At 40.9% G+C, this 4282-nt stretch carries 3 protein-coding genes; 2 read left to right on the top strand and 1 reads right to left on the bottom strand.

What is annotated here, in order from left to right; genetic code table 11:
* Positions 1-1834: cation:proton antiporter (locus tag L652_RS0103340; RefSeq protein WP_024603286.1), on the top strand; the 1834-nt coding region annotated here is incomplete at its 5' end.
* Positions 1835-1849: 15 nt separating this feature from the next.
* Here the strand turns inward: L652_RS0103340 and L652_RS0103335 are convergent.
* Positions 1850-2995 carry a patatin-like phospholipase family protein gene (locus tag L652_RS0103335; RefSeq protein WP_002958292.1) on the bottom strand — a complete coding sequence of 382 codons (1146 nt, stop codon included), beginning with the start codon at positions 2993-2995 and terminating at the stop codon, positions 1850-1852.
* A 239-nt stretch (positions 2996-3234) separates the two neighbouring features.
* On the opposite strand from L652_RS0103335, the gene L652_RS0103330 reads away from it, so the two are divergent.
* Complete coding sequence (locus L652_RS0103330; protein WP_024596262.1) at positions 3235-4110, top strand: DUF3014 domain-containing protein; 876 nt, start codon at positions 3235-3237, stop codon at positions 4108-4110.
* The last annotated feature ends 172 nt before the right edge of the window (positions 4111-4282 follow it).

The following is a 4282-nucleotide window of genomic DNA, read 5'->3' as shown; positions in this document are numbered from 1 at the left end:
GCTTGCACAATCTCACGAAATAGAGTTTGTAGCTGAACTGGGTATTGTGTTTTTGTTATTTAGTTTAGGGCTAGAATTTTCTATTTCTCGACTAATGGCAATGCGCAACCTAGTATTTGGTTTGGGCTCATTACAAGTAGGTATAACCAGTTTACTCTTCATTATTATTCTATATTGCTTAAACTTTTCATTACTCACCAGTTTTACCATCGGCACAATTATGGCGCTTTCTTCAACCGCTGTAGTAGTTAAGCTATTAAAAGAAACGGGGGAGCTCAATCAGCGCCGTGGGCAATTAGCCGTTGGTGTTCTACTTTTTCAAGATATTGCTGTTGTTCCTCTATTAATAATACTTCCTTTATTTGCATCAAGTGACTCTCAAAGTATTGGCTGGGCTTTAGCGTTTGCCCTAAGTAAAGGCGCATTTGTATGTGTGCTTCTTTGGGCAATTGGTAAATGGGTATTGCCCATTGTGTTTAAAGAAATAGCGCAAGTACGAACCGATGAGTTATTTGTACTTACCACCATATTAGTCGCGTTGTTTGCAGGCTTTTTAACGTATATGTTTGGCTTGTCTATGGCGCTAGGTGCTTTTTTAGCCGGAATGATGTTAGGTGAGAGCCATTACAGGCATCAGTTAGAGGCCGATATACGCCCATTTCGCGATATTTTAATGGGGCTATTTTTTGTTACTGTAGGTATGCAGCTAGATATTTTATTTGTACTGGGGCATATCGTAATAATTATTGGCGCCTTGCTGGGTTTACTGGTGTTAAAAATTGCAGTGGTAGCCTTTAGCGCGCGGCTAATGCATGAGCGAAACCAAGATTCACTCGCCTGTGGCATTATGCTGTGGCAAATGGGGGAGTTTGGCTTTGTACTTATTGCACTTGCTGGCCAGCATCAATTATTAAATTCAGAGCAAGCTTCATTTTTAATTGCCCTTGGTGTGCTTTCAATGGCATTTACCCCATTTTTGATTGATAAAACGCCATTTATTTTAAAGCGTTTAGGCATACTCGATCGCCCAAGTTTGGCGCTCGAGAGTGAGCCACAAAGTAGTACGCTTTATAGTGACCATGTTGTTATTTGTGGTTTTTCGCGAGTTGGGCAAACTATAGCGCGTTTTTTAAAGCCCGAAGCAATAGACTATGTTGCGATTGAAAGTAACCCAATTTTAGTACAAGAAGGCAAAGCGGCGGGTGAGCCTGTCATATTTGGCTATGTTAAACAAAAAGATATTTTAAAGTGCGCAGGAGTAGAGCGAGCTCGCTTGGTTATTATTACTTTTACAGAGTTTGATCATGCACAGGTTGTTATTGATGCCATAAAGCAAATAGCACCCAATGTTAAAATACTCATTCGTACCCGTGACGATAGCCAGCTAGATTATTTAAAAGAGCTAGGTGTAACCGAAGTAGTACCTGAGTCGTTAGAGGCAAGCTTAATGCTCGTGTCGCATGTGTTGTCTATGTCGGGCGTACCGATGACGCGTATTGTGCGAAGAGTAAGTAAAGAGCGTCGTAATCGTTATCCGTTAATGCAAAGCTTTTATGCAGGCTATTTTAAAGATAATGAAGATACATCAAGTGACCGGTTAGAGTACTTACATGTGGTTGCTCTGCCTGATAAAGCTTATGCAGTTAATAAAACAATCGAAAATCTAAATTTAGAAAAGCGTCGGGTACTGGTAAAAGCGCTGCGCAGAGAAGGGGCCGAAATAGACACGCCATCAGCACAAACAACCTTATTGGCTAATGACGTTTTAGTGTTACAAGGTAAACCAAGGCGTGTTGAGCGGGTAGAGCACTACCTGCTCGACGGAATAGAATAACGTTTCTGTTTGAGCTTAATCTAGTTCTAAAAACTTGCGTATCTCCGGTAATTTTTTCATACCGTCTTCATAACCAATTTGCATTAAATGCTGGGTGTAGCGTTTTTCAAACAATAGATAACTGGTTAAGCTCGATTGCGAATGTTTTTTAACACCTATGGTACGTAGCAATACTTTTATAGCCCAAGGCATATCATCGTAATACTGCGCTGCAATAGCATTAAAGTTTTGCGATGGGTTAATTACAAAGGTATCTATTTGTTTAAGTTCTTGATGTTTATCACGAGCGGGTAATAGCCCTAATGTGCGGTTAACACGAGCCAAACGCTCTAAATCCGATTGCATAGTGTCGGTAAATACACTGTCTAGTAAATGCCCCGCAACAGCAGATAGTCCAGGATAATGTGGCGAATAACCCGGTGGGTGTAATTCTTTAGGTTGGTCTACCCCAATAATAAATATTTTTTCAGCGCCTAAATGAATCGACGGACTCAGCGGAGAAAGTTGATGTATAGATCCATCACCAAAGTAATGGTTATAAATATTTACACTTGGAAACACCATAGGAATGGCACTTGATGCCATTAAGTGCTCAACATTAATACGAGTTGCGCGGCCTTCGCGTTTAGCACGTTGCCAAGATGTTTGCGTATTAGATTGAAAAAATGCAACCGAGTCACCCGTTGTATAACTTGAGGCTGTAATAGACAGCGCATCTAAATAATTACGGTGTAAATTGCGCTCAATGCGGTGTAAATCTAAAATCTCGTTTAATAAACTACGCAGAGGGCGGTTATTTAGTAAGCTCGCTGGTGGGTGGTTAATATGCTCTGACTGAAAGCTCGTTAAGATATTGCGAGCAATATGACCAAACACGCTTAAAAAGTCACTTTTATAGACCATAGAGGTTGAAAAGTTTTTCCAAACTGATTCGAGCTTTCGTACAGCCAAATGCGCACAAGAAGCGTAACATGCCAATGCAGCAGAGTTAATAGCGCCAGCGGAGGTGCCATTTATTACTCTAAATGGCAATGGAGCAGTACGAGGCATACTATGAGCTAGCGCTTTTAGCACACCGACTTGATAAGCAGCTCGTGCGCCACCACCTGTAAGTAATAAGGCAGTTTTAGGTTTTTGTGGATCAACTTGCTTGATTTTCATATTGGTGGTTAAACTGTTCTACGTCTTTACTTTATTTATTAACTGTAAGTCTTTAAGCTAGAAGAATCAAAGGATAACTGCCCTAATGCTTATTACATTATTTAATCACCCAATTTAGTAGGTAACTTACTTTGCTATAATTGCCGTATTATAAAATGTCATAGTATTTGTGTAAGAATGAATTTAATCCACTTAGCGTACTCTAAGTGATATCGCATTTTAATTTTTATGGAGTTCGTATGTCAGATAAACCAGAAGCATCAGATGTTCAAAAACGTCCACCTAATAACAATATTCTTTTCGCCGTTATTATTTTAATAGTCGTAGCATGTGCGGCCGCCTTCGTATTGCTCACACCAAGTGACGAGCAAGAAACACGCACTGAGGTAGAGCCCGCAGTTAAAGAGCAACCTATGATGGAGCTTAAACCCGAGAACGACCCAGTGGTAGACGCGCCATCTGTAATGCCAGAAAAACCAGCCGAGCTTGAAGTACCAGTACAAAGCCCGAGCGAGCCGGAGCATGAAGTAGAGCCACTACCAACACTTAACGAAAGTGATGCAGTTGTGGTTGCTAAAATGGATGAGTACCTAAGCGACTCAGTAATGAGCCTAATGGTGACCGACGATGTAATTCGCCGTGGTGTTGTATTTGTAGATAACCTAGCTAAAGGTAAGGTAGCTAAAAAGCACACGCCTGTTGTACAGCCAGAAGAGAAATTTAGCGTTAATGAAGGGGATATCCTCACAATTAACCCTAACAGCTACGAGCGTTATACCCCGTATGTGAAAATATTTACCAGTATGAGTGCAGCGCAAGCCGTTCGTATGTACGAAGAGTACAAGCCACTTATTAATAATGCATACAGTGAAATTGGTTATGGCGATGATGAGTTTAATCAAACGCTAACCGATGCAATCGATTTATTACTTGATACGCCAGAGCCTGAAGGTGACTTGCCGTTACTTCGCGATTCAGTGACGTATCAGTATGCGTTTTCGGAGTGGGAGCAATTACCTGCTGCGCAAAAACAGCTTTTACGTATGGGTCCAGAAAACATGAAAAAAGTAAAAGCAGCACTTCGTAATATAAAAGCGCAGTTAGAGAACAATTAATACGCACTAAAACAGCTAAATATGCCGCGATTGTATATGAAGTATGCAATCGCACTTTCTTTTTTGATTATCCCTTGAATAACAGAGTAAAAGTAGAGATAATCCCTCCCGCGCCAACCAAGGCCCTCAATGGTAGTCTTATTGGTCCTCTCGCAACACTAGCAGGCGAACC

Origin of the sequence: Pseudoalteromonas sp. TB25 (genome assembly GCF_000497995.1) — a bacterium.
Classification (GTDB): domain Bacteria; phylum Pseudomonadota; class Gammaproteobacteria; order Enterobacterales; family Alteromonadaceae; genus Pseudoalteromonas; species Pseudoalteromonas distincta.
The sequence above is the reverse complement of the archived record's forward strand: the minus strand, read 5'-3'. Positions and strand labels throughout refer to the sequence as shown.